We start from the raw sequence: 20,122 nt of genomic DNA, 5'->3' as shown, positions 1-20,122 counted from the left end.
GTTTTCATGCCTCCTTATATCAAAAACCGGGGCTGTTGCCGATCATGAATTACTAAAAATGTTTCCCCGACAGGCTCCTAGGGGAAGTGATTCGGGATTTTCAGGTAGTTGCACTTCGACACTTATTTGCACTTCGTGATCGGCCGTTTGACGGGTCACCTCAAATGTATCATTTCCCTTACAATAGCGTTTCAGGCGTACGGAACGCTCTATCTGGGGAATAGTTTTCCCAAGGGATTTGCGCGCATGGTGGAAACCCACGGATTCAAAGGGGGGCCGACGATAGGAGGATGCCCACCACTGGAACTGGCCATCTTCTGCTTCTAAAGGACGTCCTGGAAGATCAAAAAAATCATCTCGATAATAATCTTGAGCAGCTCCAACAATTTCATGGGAGAAATCCCTAATTTTTTGGAGATTTCTAAAGACAACGGGAACCTGACGTATCCCCCTTTCCATACGAGCTGGGGCCATAACCCTCCCCGGCCTCATTGCAAAAAGGTTCAGCGTGGAGGGAGTTAGAAAACGGCCTCTTTCTAAACTTAAAACGGACATTGGACCGCTACTGCCAATATCTTTTCAAATTATCCAGAGGATTTTTTAATTGGGCATAGGGTTAAAAAAATGGTTGCCGGGCCATTGAAACGGAAAAATTATTGGATACCATCCGAAAATCGGACGGTTCCCTTCTTTCTCTATCATTTAACCTATTGATTTTACGTTGACATGATTTTGGCCCGGGGTTTGCAAAAGAAAATCCCGGGAGGAGATCACCGTTGACGTATTTACAAATTATAAATACACTAACCATTGAATTTGAATGGGATGAGATTAAAAATCAGATCAATATCCGAAAACATGGCCTAGATTTTAAGGATGTTTCAGAAATGTTCCATTATCCGATGTTGGTGCTAGCAGATACCCGGCAAGATTATGCGGAAGATCGTTGGATTGGAATTGGTTCTTTAAAAGACACCACCGTAGTTGTGATTTTTACCGAACCCAATGAGAAAAGGATACGAATCATTTCAGCCCGAAAGGCAACACGCTATGAAAAAGAAAAATACCAGGAAGAAATCGCAAACCAATTGGAAAAAGATTAAAGACCTCAAAGACAAGGACATCGACTTCTCCGACATTCCTCCTCTGGATAAGAATTTCTTTGCCAAAGCGGCATTGAGGCTGCCCCAAGCCAAATCCATCATGACCATTCGCCTGGATCCGGACGTTTTAGACTGGTTCAAAGCCCAAGGGCGAGGGTATCAGACGCGCATCAATTCGATTCTACGGATGTATATGGAATCGCAACGAAGCCATTTATAAATGTACGTAATTTATCAATTTATTTTGGTCAGCAGTACCCGGTCAAAAACATTATTGCGGCTTTAAGCCCCCACACTATCAGCTTAATTTCACTTGCACTCTGACAATCAAATACTCATAAGATTTTGAAATTATTTGTTTTTTATCATTAATGTTTAATGCGGGATATTGGCAAACTATTTGCTTTGGATATATGTGCCATTAAATTTGGGAGATATTTATGAATAAATTTATTTCAAACAACTTCAAAAACCTGCTCCTTGCCGGGCTTTTTATCACCCTTTCAAGTCAAGCCAATGCCTATTGCCTTGTTTCAAATGAAGATGGGGGCACCGTAGTAGAAAATGATTATGTGCCTACAGGAAATCCTGCAGACGCTGAAGATGAAAGTCTAAATTCGTTAACTTATCAAATCTCAACTCTTTATCATGATGGCCTTTGTTCAACGAGAAATGATGATCCTTTCGATTTCGGTCTTGGTTTAACCCAAGCTATCCTCTTTGCAACGCGTGAATTTGGATTTTTTGACGAAGATGCGGACCAAATAACTCTCAACCGACCTGTCGCTTTTAACAATCCAAACCAAAATATTGTCATTGGAAATTTTCCGATTCACAGACCACTTCCAGAATTTGCCTATCAATATCCTGCGGACTTTGATCCACGCGCCTGGGGAGAGGGACAGAATGCTCAGCTTCTTGATTATGGGATGGTCTATATAAATGCCGTGAGCAATTTCACACGCAAGGAAAACAAAATGCCATTTATATGCCATGAAGATACGAGTCCCATTGTCTTAAGAAACCTTGTTATTGAAACGATCGGGATTACGAGGGAAGAGTTTTTCTCGCAAGATGAAAGTTCTTGTTTGTTTGACGGGGGAGATGTTTTTATCTGTAATGGAAAAGTGAAGAGAATTGGCGGGGTTCCTGTCGATCCAAGGGTTGATGATGATTACTGCGGCCCCAACCCAAGAGTAGACAATGATGGGGACGGCTATTGTGAGTCAGCATTTAGATGCAGTGATGGGACCAATCCTGGAGATTGTAATGACAATCGAGCCGGTATTCGCCCTGGCCATAAAGAAATGTGTAACAATTTTACGGACGACAATTGTAACGGCATAATCAATGAAGGATGTTCGCTGAGAAAAGAGGCGAGTCGCCCCGCGTTTCGGTCCCTATGAAGGCAAGACAATCGTCACCGGACCATCATTAACCAGGCTTACCTTCATATCAGCCCCAAAAATACCTGAGGAAGTCTTCGGCCATTTCTTTTGGAACTCTTTTACAAATTGTTCATACAAAATCTTGGCCGGTTCCGGTTTCATGGCGTCAATAAAGGACGGGCGATTGCCACCTTTGCAATCGGCATAAAGAGTGAATTGGGGAACGAGCAATATTTCACCTTGAATGTCTTGGATGGAAATATTAATTGGCTTGGCCTGGTCAGCAAAAATCCTTAGCTTCAAAATTTTTTCGATGGTAGGAAAGATTTCTTCCAATGTGTCGCTATGCGTGAAGCCAACAAGAATGAGAAGTCCCTGCCCGACGGAGGCAATGGTTTTGCCATCAACAGTTACAGAGGCTAAAGCGACGCGTTGGATGACGAGTTTCATAAAAACCAATGTAAGGGCCCCGCGATGCGGGGCCCCTACCCTATGCACAAAAAAACAAACGGCATCCTGCTTATGATTATCGCCGCCCTTTTCTTTTCGGTGATGGGAGCCTTGACCAAGCATGCCACGGCGCGGCTTCCCTTCATGGAGGCCGTTTTTTTCAGAGCGTTTGTAAGCCTGGTGTTGATCACACCCTGGATGCTCACAAAAAAAATCCCCTTCATCGGTAAAAACAACAAAGTCCTTCTTGTCCGCAGTTTCTCAGGGTTTACTGCTTTGGCACTCAATTTCTACGTCCTTACCAAAATTACTTTGGCCGATACCTCCCTGCTTTCAAACACCTCAGTTCCCTTCGTGGCCCTGCTTTCAATCTTCCTTTTGGGGGAAGCCAAAAGTACTCCCTTGTTCATTTACATTTTTTGCGGCTTGATCGGCGCTACCCTCATTATCAAACCTTCCTTCCATGTGGCCAATGTTCCCGGTCTTTTGGGACTGACCTCGGGGCTTTTTGCGGCCATCGCCTACATCGGCATCAAAAAATTGCATCAAACGGAATCTTTTTTCACGATTGTTTTTTACTTCTCCTTTTTTTCAAGTCTTTTAGCCTTCATCATGATGATACCAAACTTCATTTGGCCGACATCCCTTGAATGGGTAAGCGTAATCGGCATCGGCCTGTGTGGCACCGTGGCCCAGTTGTGTATGACCTACTCTTATAAATTCATCGATGCCTCGGTCGTGAGCCCCTATTCCTATTTCGGGGTCATTTTTTCGGCCCTATGGGGTCTTTTGTTCTGGAAAGAAATCCCGGATCTCCTCTCCATTTTAGGGGCGCTTCTTATTATTAGCTGCGGCATCGGCATCATGAAAATGAAACCCCGTGAGATTACGGACCAATTGGAGTAAGGGCAATTCATGAATTGCCCATACTAAAATCATACGGACAATGCCTGCAACCCTTGTTGCAACAATACCCGCGCCGGAGATGATGTTCTTCAGTCAAAACCATTTTCCCGTCATCGTAATAAAAATCCTCCCCTTCTTGTAGGGACAACCCTAGGGTTGTCCCTACGGGGGCACAATCCTGCAATACCCGATTAAATTCCGTTAAATCACCCAGCAACCAATCCGGATTCTCCAGGGCCAGCATTTCCCGCGATGTCTGCCCCGTGCAAACCCCCACCGTTTTTGCCCCGGCCTGTTTCCCACAGCGGACATCATGGATAGTATCCCCAATCACAATGGTTTGGGCCTTGGGCCCGGCCAGTTTTTGCCCCCGCTTGACAGCCAAGCGTGTCAGTTCAAAACGACAATGAGAATCGCTTCCAAAGCCACCGAATGAAAAATAATCATTGAGTCCCGCTTTTTTTAATTTGTGTCGTGCCGAAATTTCATAATTGCCCGTGGCCAAACCCAGAATGGCATGGGGGATGCGGGATAAAATCTTGATGGTCTCCACAGCTTTGGGCATTAAACGAAAGCGATGCGCTTTTAAAATTTCTTCCCCCATCAGTTCATTGTAGCGATCCGAGATTTTTTTTAACTCTGCTTTGCCCGGTTTTTTGCCGAAACGATTGGCAAATAGCTCTTCAATAATGGCATCATCGGTTCGACCGTCTGGGTGGATATTTTCCCAAATATATTTCTCCCCATAAAATTCCTCAAATAAACGATCGAAAACAGCCTGCCCTGCCCCGCCGGTGAGCAGAAGAGTGCCATCTATGTCCCATAAAAAAACTATTTTGGAATTATGAATCATCAGGTAGCCTTGGTGGTGAACCTCGTGTTCGCCCATATCGAGCGCGAACACGAGGTTCGCCCTTACATACATATGAAATTCTTTATCACAGGCGCAACCGGTTTTATTGGAAGCCATCTCTGTCACCGGCTTGTTCAAGAGGGGCATGAAGTAAGCGTTCTTGTGCGTTCCAAAAAAAAATTGGGGCGCCTCCCCCAAAATATATCCCTTTTTGAAGGGGATTTATCCTTTTTTAAGAAGGAACAAAAAATTCCCGAACACGATGTGTTTGTCCATTTGGCCGGAACCATCACCGCCAACAAAACAAGTGATTACAACCGCATTAATTACGAGTGCGTTGTCGATATTGTCAATTTTTTACACCATCAGGACTGGAAACCCCGACAATTTCTCTTTGCTTCGTCATTGGCTGCCTGTGGCCCCAATAGGTCAAAAAAACCCTTGGACGAAACCGACCCATGCCAACCCATTGATCCCTATGGCCGGTCCAAATTAAAAGCCGAACATTTTTTGGAAAAAAATACCCGTTTCCCAACCACCACCTTCAGGCCCTGTGCCGTTCTTGGCGAGGGCGACGAGGCCAGCCTCACCCTTTTTAAAATGGCTTCCAAAGGATTTGGTTTTGGTGTGTGGAAGCATGAGCTCCATTTTAGCTTTATTAATGTACATGACTTGGTCCAAGCCCTTGTGGCCATGGCTCATGATAAAAGAAAAGGATCAAAAATTTATTTTGTCAGCCACCCCAAACCAACTAGCGACAGGGAACTTTGGAAACTTATGGAGAGTATTTTTCATAACAAGATTCATGTCATGGCCTTTCCAAAATTTATCTTGTTTGCCCTGATGGTGGCTGGAAGCGCCCTCTCACGCGTTTTTCCTTTTTTTAAAAATCAATTGGATATCAAGCAATACAAACAGATCACCGCGCCCAGTTTTGTGTGTTCTAGCAATGCCCTTCAAAAGAATTTGGGATGGACGCCTCAATTTGATTTACAAATAACTCTTCAAAAGGCGTATGAGGGGTATAAGAAATTGGGGTGGATTTAAGGGCATGTCCAATTATTTTATGAATACATTTGCTAAAATGATCACTGAAAATCAATCGATCGATTCTATCGGCGCTTATCTGGATTCTCTTTCTCCCGCAGATCGTTTACGCGAAGTGCAATCCTTTCCCGGCAAACTCATGCTGCTTTTATTTCAAAAGGCCAAAACAGTTAGTTTGCAGGAAATGGCCCCCTTCACTTCTGAACCTTTAAAGGAAATTATTTTTCATGGGAAAAATTCCCTGCCCGCTTTTTTCCTTTTTCAAAAAAGGATGTGCCGCTCCCCGGACGGAAATTCTGTTTGGGGTTATAATCATCAACCCCTTCAAAAACTAACCGGCCCCGGTTATTTTGTGGTCAGTGAAAATACGGATCGTCCCGGGGAAGTCATGATCGATTACACCAAAATCCCTTACCAAGCGCCGCTTGGCTGGCCAAAATTGAAAGCCAATACAACAGGAATCACCTATCTTGTTTACGGGAACATGAAAGACTTTATGAAAAAAGTTTCAAAAAATATTTTTATTGGAGAAGCAACGAAGAAATCAAAGAAAATTGGCCAGTATTTTTTATTATGCCGGCAGGGTCCCTGAGCGTAGTCGAAGGGCCCATAGGTTCCCTCGTGGGCCACACTACTCTTTAGACTCCAGTCAAATAAGCCGTAACCCCCATCCTGACAAACATCACGGCAATCGCTGCCAAAAAAAGAGCCACAATTTTGGAAAATGCGCGCATTCCCGCAATGCCGATAATTTTTTCAATCCATGGAGCTCGGTTAAATAAAACAAAATTAAGAACCAAGTTAGTTACCAAAGACAATAATACGATGGTTACTGAAAATTCACGGGATAACATCAAAAGAGTGGTCAATGCGGCCGGCCCCACAATAAGGGGAATGCCGATGGGGACCACCCCCACCGTTGAATCAAGCACCAAAACCTCACGCCCTGTTTGCAGTAAATCCCGAATGGCAAACACCACTAAAATAAGCCCTCCGGCAATTTGAAAATCAGCTAATGAAATCCCCAAAACCTTGAAAACAGCCTGGCCCCCAAACAAAAACAGGATGCTTACAACAAAGGCTGTCACCATGGAATGACGAAGAACGCGCGATCTTTCCTGGGGAGAAAGGCCTTGAGTAAGACCCAGAAACATGGGCATCACCCCCGGAGGATCAAGGGCGACAAAAAGGGGAATAAAACAAAGAAGAAAGGATTCCATATTTTTACCGTAGGGACCCCCACGAGGTCCCTACAAGAATCACGTCATCCTATTTTTATTGGAACCAGAACATATTGTCCACGAATCAAGAATTTCCATTCTTGCAACCCAAGCCTTAATTCTTCTTTGACCCGTTTCATCTCATGTTGAAGATGCACTACCCGTTCATGGACCAAATCGATCCTGTCCTGTTTCATCTGCTGGTATTCGGCTTTAAGTTCGATGAACCTTTCCTGGGCTTTTAAAATTTTGTTCCGTGTCCGCAAAACAAACGCCTGCCATTCTTCACGATATTTGGCCTGACGCTCCCATTTTTTCTGCAAACGCATTTCGTCCATGGCAAGCCGGGTCGCCAAAATTCTAAGGGAATTGACCTTTTTTAAATTAAAAGCCCACCCCATTTTTGAAAGCCCCCAAATAAGCCACTTGCCTGGATCAAAATCGAAAAAACGAACGCCGTTTCTGTAATCACCCTCAAAGGCATGGTGAAAATTATGATATCCTTCTCCATAGGTAAAAAATGAAATAAACGTGCTATCACGGGCTGTGTTCTTGTCGCTGTAGGGTTGTTTCCCAAAAAAATGGCAGTATGAATTGATGAAAAAAGTGAAATGGTGATTTAGAACAAGGCGCACAAAACCAGCAATAAAAAGCCCTCCAAAAAAATCCCCCCATATTAAAGCAACAAAAGCTGGCATAAAAATCCCAACCATGGCCGCCAAGGGAATGTAAAACCTGTCTTGGAACAAAACCCATTTATCGTTTTTCAAATCAGGGATGTTCGATTCATCGGATTGGTCGGCTTTAAGCACCACCCAACCCACATGGGCATACCAAAAACCTCTTTTGATGTTGTAGGGGTCACCCTCTTGATCCACAAAACGGTGATGCTTGCGATGGGCACAACACCATTCCCTTGCCGAGCCCTCAAAGGCCGCCCCTCCAAATAAGAGATACATTAATTTGACAAACCACGTTGTCTTATAACTGCGATGGGAAAAAAGACGATGGTAACCGGCTGTTATTCCCAGCCCTGTTAAAAACATCATCACCACAGTCCAGACAAGGGTTTCCGGGAAAAATCCGTTATTTTTAAGTGTCCAGATTGTTCCCACGATCGCCACAACGGGGGTTAAGGTGATAAACAGGAAATTGGCCCATTCGATTCTAGGGGCTCGCGTCGCCCCCTCCATCGGCAAAGCCGCTGGAGCCTCCCCCTCAGCGCCGCTGTGCGGCTTGTTGGGTTGGGATTCATACCATTGATTTTTAGAGAGTAATTTTTTCATAATTTAGTTCTTTGCATGGTCATTGGCATTCGATGCGGCAAATTCCGCTTCAAACACAGGATGCCAGCTTACCACACAATCTAGTCCGCCAACACCCACTGGTAGCGGGCTGCGTCATTTTTTATTTAAGACCGATTGTTTTTGAGAAGGGTTTAAGGCCGCGTACAAAAGACGCCCCACTTTGAATTTATAGGCATAGGACACAGTATCGTTGACGATAAGTACAAAACGCGCATATCCCCCTTGCTCTAATGGCATATAGCCTGCAAGAGTACTAACACCATTTAAGGTTCCTGTCTTGGCCATAAATAGCCCATCTTCTTTTTTAGGAAAAAGCTCCTTATAAGGATCAAGATATCTCAGAAGCACGACCATTTCATAAGGAGTCACTTCGTTTTTTCGTGAAAGACCGGAAGCCTCGGCAATAAAAAAATCTTTCCATCCAAGTTCTTTGCCCAAAAACTCAGACAAGGCCATCACTCCCTTTTCCATGGTGGCAGGGGCCCCGCATTTTTTGGCCCCCAGCACCAGAAAAATCTGGTTTGTTGTAATATTGGTGGAATATTTAAGAAGTCCCTTCAATATTTCCTCCAAATTTTTGGAGGATTTATGTTCATACAAAAGATTGGCCGTATCCGGAACCGTTTCAAGGGCAACAGGGCCGGTTACTAAAACGCCCTTCTGTTTTAAAAATGCCTGTAATAATTCTCCCACATATAAGGTGGCCTCCGATTTGATACCTCCCAGATTGATGCGATGGGACCCTGCTTTCAAACGGGCCGCCTTTTTATAAGCAAGCGGAGTCAAAGGCGTGTGAGCTTCTCCGGGAGTAAGGGTGCCATTTTTGTATTTTCTGACAGCAATGGTGTTGAAATTGGCATACAGCGCATTATTGGTGGCATCGTAGGGGTTATCAGAATGGGCCCCCCCATCAATGACAATGCTTTTGTCAAAATAACCATCATCCAAATATAAACCTTTAATTTCCCTAACTCCCTTTTCATGAAGAGTCCCAGCAATTTGCTCAAGTTCCTCTGAAGTAAGCAGAGGGTCCCCATACCCTTTGACAAAAAGTTTTTCATCCTTGGTGATAAAAAAATCCGTTTGAAACCTGAAATCGGGTCCCAATTCTTTAAGGGCAAACGCTACCGTGGCCAATTTTAGAATGGATGCCGGAATAAAATGCTCGTTTTCACGATGGGCAAAAAGTGGTTTTTCCGCTTCTGTTTCCACGTAAGCACCGCCATTTTTCAGAGCCAGCACCAACTCATGATGCCATAAGGGGGACGTAGATGGCACAGCACCGGCTTGATAGGCGATGGCCAAAGAACTCACAAGCAGGCAGGTCGTGAATAAAAAAAGAATTTGTTTACTCATAAGATAAATGATTTAACCAAAAAAGATTATGAGCCCAAGCAAAAAATCCATTCATGAAATAATTTCTTTGTTTCATCCAAAAGATTCATTGGGCGTTCCCTTGGCCACAGGCCAACCCCTGGCCCTTTTGCAGGCTCTTTCGGATAAACAAGACTGGGAAGATTTGCATATTACCACCGGACTTTTGGGATTTCCCTTTCCTATTCTCACTCATCCCAAGGTGCGTGTCACTAGCGGTTATTACGGGCCCATCGAACGGTTCCTTAATGATCAGGGGGCGCAGATGGAATATCTGCCTGCCAGTTTCACAGGCATTGAAACCTTTGCCCTCAAAAAACCGGCGCGCGTTGTCGCAACAACCCTTTCAGAACCCGACAAGGACGGTTTTTGCACTTTTGGCACGCATGGAGCGGCCATCTACAGGCCTTTTTGCGCCGCATCCCGCGATCCAAGCCGGATAGCCATTGCCGAGATTAATCCCAACATGCCTGTAATTTATGGGTTGGATGAATATGGCGACAATAAAATCCACATCACTGAACTAGAACATGTTTTTGAAAGCAACCAGTCCCAACTGGAACTTTCCTCCCTTGGAGAAATCACCGCTGAAGAAATAAAAATCGGCGAAAATGTTCTTAACCTTGTTGAGGATGGAGCTACACTTCAATTTGGAATTGGCCGTATCCCCGACTATGTTGCAGAAAAATTGGCCCAAAGCTCCATGGGAAATTTTGGAATTCATTCCGAACTTGTTTCCGATGGATGGTTAAAAATGGTGGAAGCCGGAAAAATTTCAAACACGAACAAGGGGGTGTTTCCCAAACAAAGCATTTTTACCTTCGCCTTCGGTTCAAAAAAACTTTACGATTTTTTGGATGAACGAAAGGGACAAAACAACCGTTCCGCTGTATGCTTGCCTGTAAGCATTGTCAATGATCCCCACTTGATTGCCAAAAACAAGAACATGACCAGCATCAACTCTGGATTGATGATCGACTTTGCTGGCCAAGTCTGTTCAGAAGCCATTGGGTTGAAACAATACAGCGGTGCGGGAGGGCAAATGAGTTTTGTCCAGGGCGCCTATGATGCCGAAAACGGAAAAACAATTTTGTGCATCAAATCAACCGCCACGGTGAATGGGAAATTGGTTTCAAACATTGTTCCCACACTTCCTCTAGGCAGCCTCATCTCAACCCCACGCTATTTAATCCAATACATCGTCACCGAATACGGCATTGCCAATCTCTACGGCGTTTCGGATGAAAAACGCGCTGAATTACTCATCCCGTTGGCCCATCCCCAGTTTCGTGAAGAGTTAAAAAAGCAGTATGCAGAGATGAAGCAGATTTATTATAAAAATTAATAAATCAATATCAACTCATCTTCTGAGGTTTTTTATGGATCCAAAACTTAAATCAATTGTTAAAGAACTCGGCATCCCCCAAATCAAGCGGCATATTTTCTTATGCTGTGACCAAACCAAACCCAAGTGTTGTGACAAAGGGGAAAGTTTAAAGGCATGGGAATATTTAAAAAAACGTTTAGATGATTTGAAATTGACAGGCGCCGGTGGTATTTTTCGCACCAAGGCTAATTGCCTGCGGGTTTGTGAAAAAGGGCCTATTGCCGTTATCTATCCAGAGGGTGTATGGTATCATAGTTGTACTCCTGATGTTTTAGAACAAATCATTCAGGAACATCTCATTTGTGGCAGGCTTGTAAGCCAATATCTGATTCATCCATGTTCTTAATCCTGTTCTTTCCATTGAAATGGGAATGATTTTTTTGATGACCATCAATGGTATGAACCCCAAGGCAAGCCTTGGACCCAAGATTCTCCGCCTAAGGCGGAGGGTTTTGACCCAGCAAGGCGCGTCCCCGAAGCCAACGAGCGTAGGGAATAACAAGGAAATTTTTCCCTGATTGATGAGGAAATATCTATGTCCTTCTCCTATGGCATTATTGGCAATTGCAAGACAGCAGCCCTGATCAGCAGGGATGGCAGCATCGACTGGCTATGCATGCCGCGTTTTGACAGTCATTCCACCTTTGCAGCGCTTTTAGACTCCCAAAAAGGCGGGAAATTCCAGATAGCGACCCCAAGCTCACCACAAATCATCCAAACCTATCTTCCTGAAACAAACATCCTGCAAACCGAATTTGATCAAGGAGAGCATGCTTTTGCCATTATTGACTTCATGCCCCGTTTTCGCTCGGGCCAGGGTTACTGCAAACCCCTAGAAATCCATCGCATCCTCAAACCCTTGCGCGGCAAACCCACCTTCCGTGTTTTATTTGAACCAAAACTGGACTACGCTCGAGGGGAAACAACGATCACAGCCTACGAAAACCTCATCACGGCCCACAAGGGGTTTGAAACCTTGTTTTTGTATTCCAGCCTGCCCACAAAAAAAATCATTTCCGGTGAAATAATGGTGCTGGATAAAGAGGAATACCTCCTTCTTTCCTATCACGAAAAAATGGACGCCCCCAACTTTTCGTACAGCCATGAAATGATGACCAAAACCAAGGAATACTGGGAAGGCTGGTCCCGTCATTGCCACCTGCCCACCATAGGGACCAACATGGTCTTACGTTCAGCGCTCACGCTTAAAATGCTCACCTATGAGGACACCGGAGCCATCCTCGCCGCAGTCACAACTTCGTTGCCTGAAATCATGGGGGAGTCGCGCAATTGGGATTACCGTTACTGCTGGCTTCGCGATTCGTCCTTGATCATCGAATCACTCAAAAGCATAGGGCATTTTGAAGAGGCTGGGGGCTTCATCCGTTTCCTTCTCCACCTTTTTGAAAACAAACAGACAAAAATACAAATACTTTATGGCATTGATGGAAGAACCCACTTAGATGAGCAGATACTCGATCATCTTTGTGGATACAAAAACTCATCCCCCGTGCGCATTGGCAACAACGCCTGGCTCACCAACCAAAACGACATCTTTGGCGAAATCATCTACGCCATTTACCTTTACTACGGTCATTACCAATTCGAAAAAATGCCGGAGGAAGTGTGGTCGTTGGTCAAGTTTTTGGTGGGAACCATCGCCATCCAATGGCAAAACGAGGACGCCGGAATTTGGGAATATCGTAATCAAAAAAAACATTTTACTTTTTCAAAGGTCCTTTCATGGGTGGCCCTCGACCGTGGCGTCAAAATCGCCAATCAACTGGGAAAAATCCATATGGCCAAGCTTTGGGACCCCATCGCCCAGGAAATCAAGAAAGACATCCAAGAAAAGGGATGGAACCCAGAAATAGGTTCTTATACTCAATTTTACGGCTCACGAGACCTCGATGCCAGCCTGCTTCTCATGAGGCATTACGGGTTCCTTCAAAAAACGGATCCGCAGTGGCTGGGATTGGTAAGGGCGTGCGAAAAAAAACTGATGAAAAACGGATTCACCCTGCGCTACACGCATGATGACGACTTCGGCACGCCAAAAAACGCCTTCATCGTTGCAAGCCTTTGGATGGCCAAAGCCTTTCATTCCATCGGCGAAAAAGAGAAAGCCCTCTCCATTTTCGAGAAAATAACCACTTATGCCAATCATCTGGGTTTGCTCTCAGAATGTATTGACGTCGAATCGGGCGAATTGATCGGAAACTTCCCCCAAGCTTATTCGCATTTAGCCATCATCAGCACGGCAAATTACTTGTCACAGCCATCAATGGTATGAACCCCAGAGCAAACCCCGGACCCAAGATTCTCCGCCTAAGGCGAAGGGCTTTGACTCGGCAAGGCGCGCTTCCTACGCCAACGAGCGTAGGGGATAAAGCACCTTATTGCCGAGGGTTCCTCGGAACCATTCGCAAAACAGAAGGGATCACAATGCCCTCTTCTTCATACCGTTTGTGAAGTTTCTTGATGAATTCATGTCGGATCAAATATTGATCCACAAATTCCCGACCGCGCAGGATGACTGTGAACTCAATGCCCGCTTCCCCAAAAGCCCCATAACGAATAAACGGCTCAAAATCAGGTAAGCCACCGGGTACTGCCTTCATGATATCCCTTGCCACTTCGGTGGTGATCGTTTCAACTTTTTCCAAATCGCTTGAATAGTCTACGCGCACATTCACCAAAACAGCCAATTCCCGTTTGGGAAAATAGTAATTGGTCATAATACTGGAGGCGAATTTGGAGTTGGGAATGATGATGGTGCTGTTGGAAAGCTGTTGCAAGCGCACGCTTCTCCAGCCAATGGATTGCACATGGCCTTCTTCCCCGGATTCAAGGCGCACATAATCTCCCACGCGGATGGGTTTGTCGGCCACAAGATAAAAACCGGCAAAAAAACTGGCAAGGGTTTCTTGAAGGGCCAAAGCAATGGCAAGGCTCCCCACTCCCAGAGAGGCGATAAAAGGAGTAATGGAAATACCCGCCGTATCCAAAAAAATGAGGATGAAAAAAGTATAAATGAGGCCAGAAATACCCACTCGCGTGATGCCGGTATAGGTTCTTAATGAATCTTTCTTAACTAAAAAAAGCTGTAACACGAATAGGAGCAATTTTTGAACAAAAAGGGCAAAACCCAAAACGGTAAAGAACTTGGAGGAAAAAACAGTGAATTTCTCTGCCTGGTTAGATAATTTAAAGAGAACCGGAAGTAGCGCAACAGCTAAAGAAATCAAAAAGAAGATGACAGGAAACCGCAAAGCATCGACAAAAACATTGTCCCAATAATTGGAAGTCTTATCCGCATATTTTTTCATGAAGTGGAAAGCAATTCGCTGCAAGGTGAAAATTAGGATAAAGAAGGCAAAAAAGAGAAGGATGGCCTCCCATCGTGGAATAGATGCAAGCCAGTCACTTAACTTATTATTCATAACATCACCCCGTGTTGGCAAGGGATCGAATTTGAGTCGAAGGATCAACCGCGGCTAAATCTTCCAGAAGGCTCAGGACTTCGGTATGGTTGGCCAAATTAAACGAGGCAAATGTCGGAACCCGGCCAACCCTTATGGAATAAGAAGAAATCGGCAGGGCCTTGAATAATTCCTCATCGGTGTAGTCATCGCCTATGGCCAGGATGAAATCATGTTTCTCCTCAACAAACTGTAAGGCCGCCATGCCCTTGGAAACTCCCGCATTCCGTATTTCAATCACTTTGTGCCCGATTAAAACTTGCAAATCGATGGTGGCTGTCAAGTGTACCAAATTATCCAATAGCTCCTTATTCCGGATGGAAGCCAGTTCTGCATGGGCTCCGCGGTAGTGCCATGCCAGTGAAAATTCTTTTTCCTCCACAAAAGCACCGGGAAGGCGGGCTGAAGCCATTTGCAGGATGGGCAGGATCTGGGCTTTCCAATCATTGCGCAGTGGTTTGATTTGTTGCCAGGACTCTCCCTGTTTTTTGGTCCATGTGCCATGCTCAGCCACAAAATTAAGCGGAAGTTTTCCAAACCATGATTCCATAGTTTGACGATCCCTTCCGCTAATGATCACCACTTTCGTTTCAGGTTTTGTAGACAAGCGCTCCAAAATGGAGAGTAAATCCTTGCTGGGCTTGGATTGGGAAGGAATCCTATTAAAGGGAACCATGGTGCCATCATAATCAAAAAATAGGAGCCTGTGCCGCGCTACCTGGAACTTTGAAACAAGATGCTTAATCGACAAGGGCCCCAGCATTTTGGCATTAAACTCGATTTGTTCCTTATGTACCTCATCTAGTTTTTGCAGGAAATCATCCGCCCATCGGATGACATTATATTGCTTTAGCCTGGCCTGCATGGAAAGCATGCGCGATTTTTGTTCTTGGGCCGGCATTTCCAGAGCAACCGGGAGAGCTGCTGCAATTTCAGCATGAATATTGGGGTTGATCGTTACAGCTTCGCCCAACTCATGGGCGGATCCGGCCATTTCGCTTAAAATGAGCACCCCATCCTGGTTCTGTCGACTTGCAACATATTCCTTAGCCACCAGGTTCATGCCATCACGCAAAGGGGTAACAAGGGCCACATCACTTAGCGAATAAAGGGCCACCAGAGTCTCGAAATCAACAAAACGATACTGATAATTAATGGGGTTCCATGCCATTTGCCCGAATTTTCCGTTAATCAATCCAATGGTCTGATCAATCTGGTCTTTCATGTGCTGGTATTGATCTACGGCAATCCGTGAAGGAACAAGGATGAGAAGAAGAACCGTTTTCCCCCGCCATTGGGGACAGTCTTCCAAAAATTTTTCAAACCCCTTTAATCGCTGAAAAATTCCCTTGGTATAATCCAAGCGGTCAATCGAAAGGACGATTTTTTCAACACCGAGGGTGTGGCGTATTTTTTTCGCCTCTTCAATGACTCCCGCACTTTTAGCCGCTTCGTAATAGCGCTGGTAATCAATTCCCATGGGAAATGTGTCGACAAGGACCAGACGGTCTTCAAGCACAAGCTTGCCCATGTTATGGTCCAAACCCAAAATCCTCAAACAGCAACGAATAAAATATTGTGTATAATCATAAGTATGAAAACCGACCAGGTCAGCGCCTAAAATTCCATTCAGAATTTTCACGCACCATGTTTTTGGAAGCAACCGGAACATTTCAAAAGAGGGAAATGGAATGTGCAGAAAAAATCCTATTTTTAAGGAGGGTTTTTTCTTCTTAAGCATGAGGGGAAGGCAAAAAAGATGATAATCATGCACCCAGACAATGTCATCGTCTTTGGCCACTTGAAGTACCGCTTCGCAAAAAGCCTCATTTACTGCATTGTAGTCGTTCCAAAGATCCTCTTCCAAGGCAGTCAGGCTGGGAAAATAATGAAAGAGGGGCCAGATAATCTTGTTGCAAAAACCATTGTAGAAACGATCCATCAACTGCTGACTCACCCACACGGGGTGGGCATGGCACTCATCATGAAGACGTTTTGAAATCTCCTCCTTCTGGCAAGCATCCACATCCAGCCCGGGGGAACCCACCCAAATGTAATTTTCAACTTTAGAGAGAGCCTGCGGAAGAGATTCTAAAAAAGAACTAAGCCCCGAAACCAAACCACCGGCGCTTTTTTGGAAGTGTAGTTGGCCTTCGGCTTGGATCATTGTCATCGGCAAACGATTGGATACGATCAATAACCTCATGGGTGTCCCTTCAATTTGATTTTTTTAAACTTAATTTTTTTTAAACTTATTTAATACCGGCATCAATCGGGGAATCCCCCAATAGAAGAAAAAAAGCAGTGTGGGGCATTCCCCCATCCAAAAATCCTGTGAGCCCTTATTGTATCCTCTTTTTCTTCTGATACGTTTTGTAGCGAAATGATCTTTCGATATCATAAAAATCTAAAGTCCCTTTTGTCATTGGGAGAGAGCTCTCAATGATTGAGAGGTTCTTTTTTAAAAAATGTTTTCCGTTGCGTCTTATAAACCAAGGCACTTCAACTTAAGCGGGTTAGAGGGAATCTCCGACAAAACCCTGGAAATGCATTTTGAACTTTACGAAGGGTATGTCCAGCAAACCAATAACCTGACAGAAAAAATTGCCGGCTTTTTTAAAGAAGGGCAGGTCGACTGGGACAAGGTCTTGGATTACTCGGAGCTAAAAAGGAGATTGGGTTTTGAATATAATGGAATGATTCTGCATGAATACTATTTTGAAAACCTCAAAAAAGAGGGGAATGGCATGCCGTCTCCCCAATCCCTCTTTTCCCAAAAGGTGACGGGCAGTTTTCAAACTTATGAGGCATGGAAAAATGATTTCATCGCTGTGGGGAAGATGCGTGGGGTGGGATGGGCCATTTGTTATCTTAATCCCGCCAATGGGCAATTATCCAACCATTGGATCACCCTTCATGAAGTCGGGAATGTGGCCGGATTTACCCCCATCCTGGTCATGGATGTATGGGAGCATGCCTTTTTGCTCGACTACCCACCCTCAGAGCGAGCCAAATACATCGAAGCTTTTTTCTCCAACATTAATTGGGATGCAGTTGATAAACGACTAAATCCTTAAACTTACCTGGAAAGGGGGTGAAGTAAAAATGCAAAAAAGAAAAAAACAAAAAGGCATACATAAACGCCAGACCAAGCAGAATCCAAAACGGCAAAATAAGGCTCAAAATAAGGAAAGCGCATTTCACTTAAAAGAAGACGAAAATGAGGAAAAAAACGAATTGTAGCTTCCCATTTGAAGCTCTCTTATGAGATGGGGCTAAAAGAAATCAATTTTAGCCCCATTTTTTTATCCTTCGACAAAAAATTGGGGGAAACCCCCATCTTAAAATCCTGTCTCCCCCGATTGTCCAGCTTGGGACCATCCTATAAGTTTTGAGTGTTTTTTCTTAAGGAAAGGAGCCTTTATGCTTTATTGGTCCCTCACATTCTTTGTTGTCGCCATCATAGCGGCGTTGTTTGGATTCACAAGCATCGCAGCCAGCGCCAGTTCGATTGCGCGATTCTTGTTTTTAATCTTCATCATCCTTTTCCTTCTGTCGCTGATCATACCGAGGTTCCGCAGACCCCCTGTGTAAGATTGGTGGGGGAACCCCCGAGTTAAAAATCCTATTTGCCCCGATTTTGGGGAAAAAGGATTTTTGGTAGTAAATTAATCAAACTTAACCAGGAGAAAAAAATGGAAACAAAAAATGAACAACAAAACAATAAACAAAAAAAACAACCGGACACTGAATTCCAAAAAGATGTCCAACAAGGCAGAGAAAGGATGGATACAGAGGGACCCAACCCCACACAGAACAAACAAGGTGAGCAAAATACCTTAAAGAAAAAACCGGAAAAGGAACACAGAATTTAGAAAATAAATACGGCAATATAAAATCAAAGGAGGTTTTTAGGAATTGGGAACAAATAGAAGGAAATTGGAAACAATTTCGCGGCAAGGTGAAGGAAAAATGGGGGCAATTAACCGATGATGAATTGGATGTCATTGCGGGGAAAAAAGATGTGCTCGTGGGGAAAATTCAGAAAAAATATGGAATTGAAAAGGAGGAAGCCGAAGAACAATTAAAGGATTTTGAACGCAATTTACATTGATTTCTCATCTCCCTTTCTCCCCCTCTCATAAACCAAAGGGCCTTTGGCAATATCCCCTATTCGCTAAAGGCCCTTTTTTCAACTACATGCCATTCCCGCACACAATTCCTTGAACCTCTCTTAACTATTCACTATACAGATTCAAGGGAAGGGTGCTCGAGTGGTTGAAGAGGCTTGACTCGAAATCAAGTGTACCCGCAAGGGTACCGTGGGTTCGAATCCCACCCCTTCCGCAAAAAAACAATAAAGAGGCAATTTTTTCCTTATCAAAGAGAGAATTTGCCTTTATTTTGACAAAATAAAAGGGCTTTAAAATATAACTACTTGTAAATATTCTGTTTTTCTGTCCATTCCTTGGCACTTGGATTGCTGCCCCTAACTCTTGTGAAAAAAGGTTGGTCCATCGGCATTGTACTTTTGGTTCTTAGTTGGGCCTGGGGTGCCACAGCCCAAGTTCGACCTTCTACTCCTGTACCAACAAAAGCTACTGTTGCGCCACGGGCTACAACACCGGCTCGTCAACCCCCCAGCAATAAGATCACTCCCGCTCAAAATAAAATAGTGAAGTCAAAACTATCTCAGCCTAGCGTAACACCCGCAAAGAAAAGTCCGACAATTTCAAAAAAACAAACAAAACCAGTAACCAAACCAACACAGATTGCAGCAAAAGAGGTCCCTTTGGAGGCGCTTTTTCTCAGCCATTGGCAACCGGTTCGAAATGAAAAAATATTGGAGGTGTTGGGGAAAATGGGTGTTGGGAAATGGGTTCCGGCACCGCGAGGAATGTACCCATTACGATTTGTTCAAGACGAAATTCAACAATTTGAGGAAAAGCGAGGAAAAATAGACAGCGAATCAAAAAGGAAAGAACTGCAAGAGAAGATAAAACCATATTTAGCCCGCTTGAAGGAACTGAAAGGAAAAGAGGTCAATGATTGGGCAAAAAGGTGTGGCTATGAAGAGGTGATTGAAGAATTATTGCCCACCGAAGTGAGAAATTCAGAAAATTATAAAAAACTCAATCTAAAGAAATCTTATATTTTTGAAGATGCGATGGAAAATTTTATCAATGTGCTTGCGTTTCACGACGGAAATGTTTGGTCCAGAAGTTTTGCAAAATTAGAAGAAGAACCGGGAAAAAACACACGCGATAAAAATGAAAAAGTAATGGTGTTTAGTGCAAAACAGCCCTTCGTCGATTTTTCTTATGTGCTCAGAAAAAGTTTTGAGAGCCAAAAGTGTTTGGGTGGAGGAGAAGAAAAATAAGGGTCTATGAAAAATTCCAGGTCCAACCTTATTTCAATATTTTTTATTGTGATGGGATTTATTTTCACAGGATGCCCTCCACCTGTACGTGTGGTTGATAATGGGAATGAATTTGTCGCCTACAGTGGGGCCCCACGGGCTTACGCCCGTGGCACCAAAGACACCGGAATGAAGAACCCCGTGGCAAGCCACGGGGTATCAAGCTCGGCTCCGCCGAGCTATAGG

The 20,122-nt window shown here is 44.2% G+C and carries 21 protein-coding genes, 1 tRNA gene and 1 pseudogene; 15 read left to right on the top strand and 8 right to left on the bottom strand.

The window, feature by feature from the left end:
- Window positions 1-42: 42 nt before the first annotated feature.
- Entirely contained in the window at window positions 43-555 is a 513-nt protein-coding gene (locus A2048_08995; GenBank protein OGP08608.1) for a hypothetical protein, read from the bottom strand.
- A gap of 254 nt (window positions 556-809) precedes the next feature.
- On the opposite strand from A2048_08995, the gene A2048_08990 reads away from it, so the two are divergent.
- The 3 genes from A2048_08990 to A2048_08980 all read left to right on the top strand — a co-directional run bounded on the left by A2048_08990 (window position 810) and on the right by A2048_08980 (window position 2,509).
- Window positions 810-1,103 carry a hypothetical protein gene (locus A2048_08990; GenBank protein OGP08612.1) on the top strand — a complete coding sequence of 98 codons (294 nt, stop codon included), beginning with the start codon at window positions 810-812 and terminating at the stop codon, window positions 1,101-1,103.
- Window positions 1,051-1,323, top strand: a complete 273-nt coding sequence (locus A2048_08985; protein OGP08607.1) for a 3-oxoacyl-ACP synthase — start codon at window positions 1,051-1,053, stop codon at window positions 1,321-1,323. The genes A2048_08990 and A2048_08985 overlap by 53 nt, the downstream gene beginning before the upstream one ends.
- A gap of 220 nt (window positions 1,324-1,543) precedes the next feature.
- Entirely contained in the window at window positions 1,544-2,509 is a 966-nt protein-coding gene (locus A2048_08980) for a hypothetical protein (GenBank protein ID OGP08606.1), read from the top strand.
- On the opposite strand, the gene A2048_08975 is transcribed toward A2048_08980, so the two are convergent.
- Window positions 2,504-2,941, bottom strand: coding sequence for a D-tyrosyl-tRNA(Tyr) deacylase (locus A2048_08975; protein OGP08605.1), 438 nt, complete (start codon window positions 2,939-2,941; stop codon window positions 2,504-2,506). The two genes, A2048_08980 and A2048_08975, sit on opposite strands and share 6 nt — an antisense overlap.
- 42 nt (window positions 2,942-2,983) lie before the next feature.
- Here A2048_08975 and A2048_08970 point away from each other — a divergent pair, with 42 nt between their 5' ends.
- The gene (locus A2048_08970) at window positions 2,984-3,847 is read left to right on the top strand and encodes a hypothetical protein (GenBank protein ID OGP08611.1); all 864 of its coding nucleotides are present in this window, start codon (window positions 2,984-2,986) and stop codon (window positions 3,845-3,847) included.
- A 7-nt stretch (window positions 3,848-3,854) separates the two neighbouring features.
- On the opposite strand, the gene A2048_08965 is transcribed toward A2048_08970, so the two are convergent.
- Window positions 3,855-4,772, bottom strand: a complete 918-nt coding sequence (locus A2048_08965) for a hypothetical protein (GenBank protein ID OGP08604.1) — start codon at window positions 4,770-4,772, stop codon at window positions 3,855-3,857.
- Here A2048_08965 and A2048_08960 point away from each other — a divergent pair, their 5' ends adjacent.
- Together A2048_08960 and A2048_08955 are read left to right on the top strand one after the other, a co-directional pair.
- Window positions 4,773-5,747 carry a hypothetical protein gene (locus A2048_08960; protein ID OGP08603.1) on the top strand — a complete coding sequence of 325 codons (975 nt, stop codon included), beginning with the start codon at window positions 4,773-4,775 and terminating at the stop codon, window positions 5,745-5,747.
- Window positions 5,748-5,751: 4 nt separating this feature from the next.
- Entirely contained in the window at window positions 5,752-6,339 is a 588-nt protein-coding gene (locus tag A2048_08955; protein ID OGP08602.1) for a hypothetical protein, read from the top strand.
- A 46-nt stretch (window positions 6,340-6,385) separates the two neighbouring features.
- On the opposite strand, the gene A2048_08950 is transcribed toward A2048_08955, so the two are convergent.
- The 3 genes from A2048_08950 to A2048_08940 all read right to left on the bottom strand — a co-directional run bounded on the left by A2048_08950 (window position 6,386) and on the right by A2048_08940 (window position 9,630).
- Window positions 6,386-6,967 carry a hypothetical protein gene (locus tag A2048_08950; GenBank protein OGP08601.1) on the bottom strand — a complete coding sequence of 194 codons (582 nt, stop codon included), beginning with the start codon at window positions 6,965-6,967 and terminating at the stop codon, window positions 6,386-6,388.
- A gap of 44 nt (window positions 6,968-7,011) precedes the next feature.
- A complete protein-coding gene (locus A2048_08945) occupies window positions 7,012-8,160 on the bottom strand; it encodes a hypothetical protein (GenBank protein ID OGP08610.1) in 1,149 nt (382 codons plus the stop codon).
- A 207-nt stretch (window positions 8,161-8,367) separates the two neighbouring features.
- Window positions 8,368-9,630: a hypothetical protein gene (locus A2048_08940; protein OGP08600.1), complete on the bottom strand. Its 1,263-nt coding sequence runs from the start codon at window positions 9,628-9,630 to the stop codon at window positions 8,368-8,370.
- Window positions 9,631-9,658: 28 nt separating this feature from the next.
- Between A2048_08940 and A2048_08935 the strand changes: the two genes are divergently transcribed.
- From A2048_08935 to A2048_08925, 3 genes are all read left to right on the top strand, one after another.
- Complete coding sequence (locus A2048_08935) at window positions 9,659-10,993, top strand: hypothetical protein (GenBank protein ID OGP08599.1); 1,335 nt, start codon at window positions 9,659-9,661, stop codon at window positions 10,991-10,993.
- Between the two features lie 34 nt (window positions 10,994-11,027).
- Window positions 11,028-11,381, top strand: a complete 354-nt coding sequence (locus A2048_08930; GenBank protein ID OGP08598.1) for a ferredoxin — start codon at window positions 11,028-11,030, stop codon at window positions 11,379-11,381.
- A gap of 189 nt (window positions 11,382-11,570) precedes the next feature.
- A complete protein-coding gene (locus A2048_08925) occupies window positions 11,571-13,328 on the top strand; it encodes a hypothetical protein (GenBank protein ID OGP08597.1) in 1,758 nt (585 codons plus the stop codon).
- A 103-nt stretch (window positions 13,329-13,431) separates the two neighbouring features.
- On the opposite strand, the gene A2048_08920 is transcribed toward A2048_08925, so the two are convergent.
- A complete protein-coding gene (locus A2048_08920; protein ID OGP08609.1) occupies window positions 13,432-14,364 on the bottom strand; it encodes a hypothetical protein in 933 nt (310 codons plus the stop codon).
- A 118-nt stretch (window positions 14,365-14,482) separates the two neighbouring features.
- Window positions 14,483-16,723 (bottom strand): bifunctional alpha,alpha-trehalose-phosphate synthase (UDP-forming)/trehalose-phosphatase, encoded by a 2,241-nt coding sequence (locus A2048_08915; protein OGP08596.1) that lies wholly within the window; start codon window positions 16,721-16,723, stop codon window positions 14,483-14,485.
- A 262-nt stretch (window positions 16,724-16,985) separates the two neighbouring features.
- On the opposite strand from A2048_08915, the gene A2048_08910 reads away from it, so the two are divergent.
- The 6 genes and pseudogenes from A2048_08910 to A2048_08885 all read left to right on the top strand — a co-directional run bounded on the left by A2048_08910 (window position 16,986) and on the right by A2048_08885 (window position 20,122).
- A complete protein-coding gene (locus A2048_08910) occupies window positions 16,986-17,594 on the top strand; it encodes a superoxide dismutase (GenBank protein ID OGP08595.1) in 609 nt (202 codons plus the stop codon).
- A gap of 552 nt (window positions 17,595-18,146) precedes the next feature.
- On the top strand, window positions 18,147-18,392 hold the full coding sequence (locus A2048_08905; protein OGP08594.1) for a hypothetical protein: 246 nt from the start codon (window positions 18,147-18,149) through the stop codon (window positions 18,390-18,392).
- A gap of 17 nt (window positions 18,393-18,409) precedes the next feature.
- Entirely contained in the window at window positions 18,410-18,631 is a 222-nt protein-coding gene (locus A2048_08900) for a hypothetical protein (GenBank protein ID OGP08593.1), read from the top strand.
- Window positions 18,632-18,777: 146 nt separating this feature from the next.
- Window positions 18,778-18,867: transfer RNA gene (locus tag A2048_08895), tRNA-Ser, on the top strand.
- 442 nt (window positions 18,868-19,309) lie between these two features.
- Entirely contained in the window at window positions 19,310-19,897 is a 588-nt protein-coding gene (locus A2048_08890; protein ID OGP08592.1) for a hypothetical protein, read from the top strand.
- Between the two features lie 6 nt (window positions 19,898-19,903).
- Window positions 19,904-20,122 (top strand): annotated as a pseudogene (locus tag A2048_08885) (hypothetical protein).

The organism is Deltaproteobacteria bacterium GWA2_45_12 (assembly GCA_001797365.1).
GTDB lineage: Bacteria > UBA10199 > UBA10199 > UBA10199 > UBA10199 > UBA10199.
Note: the sequence above shows the minus strand (reverse complement) of the source record. Positions and strands in the feature narration are given on the sequence as shown.